This window comes from Fulvivirga kasyanovii (assembly GCF_009711405.1).
In the GTDB taxonomy this organism is placed as follows: Bacteria; Bacteroidota; Bacteroidia; order Cytophagales; family Cyclobacteriaceae; genus Fulvivirga; species Fulvivirga kasyanovii.
Genome location: NZ_SMLW01000145.1, coordinates 1 through 1,239, shown reverse-complemented (window position 1 = coordinate 1,239; position 1,239 = coordinate 1). Strand labels below are relative to the sequence as shown.

The 1,239-nt window shown below is 39.0% G+C and carries 2 protein-coding genes; both read right to left on the bottom strand.

The window, feature by feature from the left end; translation table 11 throughout:
* Positions 1–391 (bottom strand): hypothetical protein (locus E1163_RS00385; protein WP_155168548.1); only part of this gene is annotated, 391 nt, incomplete at its 3' end.
* 6 nt (positions 392–397) lie between these two features.
* On the bottom strand, positions 398–1,239 hold an 842-nt coding region (locus E1163_RS30190; RefSeq protein ID WP_185155890.1), incomplete at its 5' end, for a hypothetical protein.

Below are 1,239 nucleotides of genomic sequence, written 5' to 3'. Positions count from 1 at the left end.
GATCATTTATGGAATCAGGTTCCAAAGTAATTGTAGTCCCGTAAAAATCGACACCACTTACATGTGGTAAATTTTTAGGAGACAAATCATATTTCCCTTGGAAATTACGGGGAAACAAGGATTCTAAATTAAACGGGTATTTTTCACCTACTTCTATTCTAGAACATCTTTCTTTGCTCGTTTTTTTTGATGCAATCTTAAATAAAGTCCCTGCTTTTTTTGCATAAATGAGATATACGTCATTTAAAGAATCTAATTTGACGACCTCATAGGAATTAGGGTTAAACTCTACTGGAGTAATCTCCTGTTTTGATACGGTTGCTGCTGAGTCAACTTTACTGGTTCCTTTACAAGAAACCAATAAAATAATTATCAAATAATGTAATTTCATATCATTTTACTTTAATGTCTGTATAACTGTGCCGTTTTCAGTGTACCATTCTACTTGGGTGGCTAAATTCGTATAAGGAGTTATAGTTCCTCTGCTAGTCTTTAATCTCTGGTAAATTGGGCCCGATTGAGGAGTGGCTTTAGAATGTGCAGCATTATATACACTTGGCGATTCGCTAGCGTTTCCTGCCGATTGGCCAGAAGATTGAGAAATTAGTGCCCCTTGATATGATTCAGTTACTTCATGTAATAAATCTGCACCAGGCTTATTATATGATGAACTCAATTTGCCTAAAACACCAGGGTTTACCTCCTGTTTTGTATCTACGGTATTGCCGTCTTCCCCTTTTGTTACAGTGTTGCCCATAAAAGCACCACCTACAAATAAATTACCAGACTCGGTGAATGTATCATTTCCAGCATTAACGTTTACGGTAACAGAATGATCATCTATTGCAGATACAAGTTGTTGAGCATTTTTAGAAAGTTCGCCTTCTCCATTTTGGGTATAACTTATTTTCCCATTGTCGTCCATTGACAAGGTAAGCTCATTTTTTACGGAGGCTTGTAGTTGATCAAACGCAGCCTGCCTTTCTTCACCATTTATTATAATGTCGAACGGTGCCAGCCCATCAGGATCATTAAACCTGATCGGATTATCAAAAGCAAAATTGTAGGGACTCCAGCTAGCCATCTCATCGGCCAGTGGATCAGGGCTTAACCACCGGCTGATTACCTGCGGTTCTAATGTAGCCTCTGAATATACCGTGTCATACTCTACAAACCCCTCCAGTCTGTAGGTAACGTTATTGATCAGTACCGTGCCTATGGGGGCTATGGTGTCCAGGT